Annotated in this window: 2 protein-coding genes; both read left to right on the top strand. The window is 70.5% G+C overall.

Features of this window, described 5'->3' with window-relative positions; genetic code table 11:
- Window positions 1-35 precede the first annotated feature (35 nt).
- On the top strand, window positions 36-335 hold the full coding sequence (gene catC, locus KD1_RS11540; protein WP_068402059.1) for a muconolactone Delta-isomerase: 300 nt from the start codon (window positions 36-38) through the stop codon (window positions 333-335).
- On the top strand, window positions 332-814 hold a 483-nt coding region (locus tag KD1_RS11535), incomplete at its 3' end, for an alpha/beta fold hydrolase (protein WP_217995874.1). The genes catC and KD1_RS11535, both read left to right, overlap by 4 nt.

Here is an 814-nt window from a genome sequence, read left to right as displayed (position 1 = left end):
GTACCCCCCCCCCTCGAACCCCGTCAGGAGCCCACATGCTGTTCGCCGTTGAGATGGACGTCAACATCCCCACCGACCTCGACCCGGAGGTCAAGGCCGACACGATCGCCCGCGAGAAGGCCTACAGCCACGAGTTGCAGCGCGCCGGTGAGTGGCCGCACATCTGGCGCAAGGTGGGCCAGTACTCGAACCTGAGCATCTTCGACGTCAAGGACAGCGAGCGCCTCCACGAGATCCTGTGGAACCTCCCGCTGTTCCCCTACATGTCGATCGAGGTCACGCCGCTGGCGGTACACCCCTCCGACATCAGCCTCGTCGACGGGGCGAGCGCGTGACGACCCCCACCCTCAACTACGTCGTCGACGCCGCGGACACCCTGCCCGACGACGCTCCGTGGGTCGTGCTGTCGAACTCGCTGGGGTCGACCCTGGCGATGTGGGACCGCACCGTCCCGGCCCTGGCCGAGGTGGCCCGGGTGCTGCGCTACGACACCCGGGGTCACGGCGGCTCCGAGGTGATCGACGCTCCGGCGACCATGGACGACCTCGCCGGCGACCTGCTCGCCCTGATGGATCGCCTCGACATCGAGCGCGCCCACCTCGTCGGTCTCTCGCTCGGTGGATCGACCGTGTTGCGCGCGGCCCAGTTGCAGCCGCAGCGGGTGCGCAGCGCGGCCGTGCTGTGCAGCGCGGCGTACTTCGGCCCGGCGGAGGGTTGGCAGGCCCGAGCCTCGCTGGTGCGGGAGAAGGGCACCGAGGCGGTGGCCGACGCGGTCGTGGCCCGCTGGTACACCGCGGCCTTCGCCCAGGCCGAG

This window comes from Kribbia dieselivorans NBRC 106261, from assembly GCF_001552435.1.
Classification (GTDB): domain Bacteria; phylum Actinomycetota; class Actinomycetes; order Actinomycetales; family Dermatophilaceae; genus Kribbia; species Kribbia dieselivorans.
Note: the sequence above shows the minus strand (reverse complement) of the source record. Positions and strands in the feature narration are given on the sequence as shown.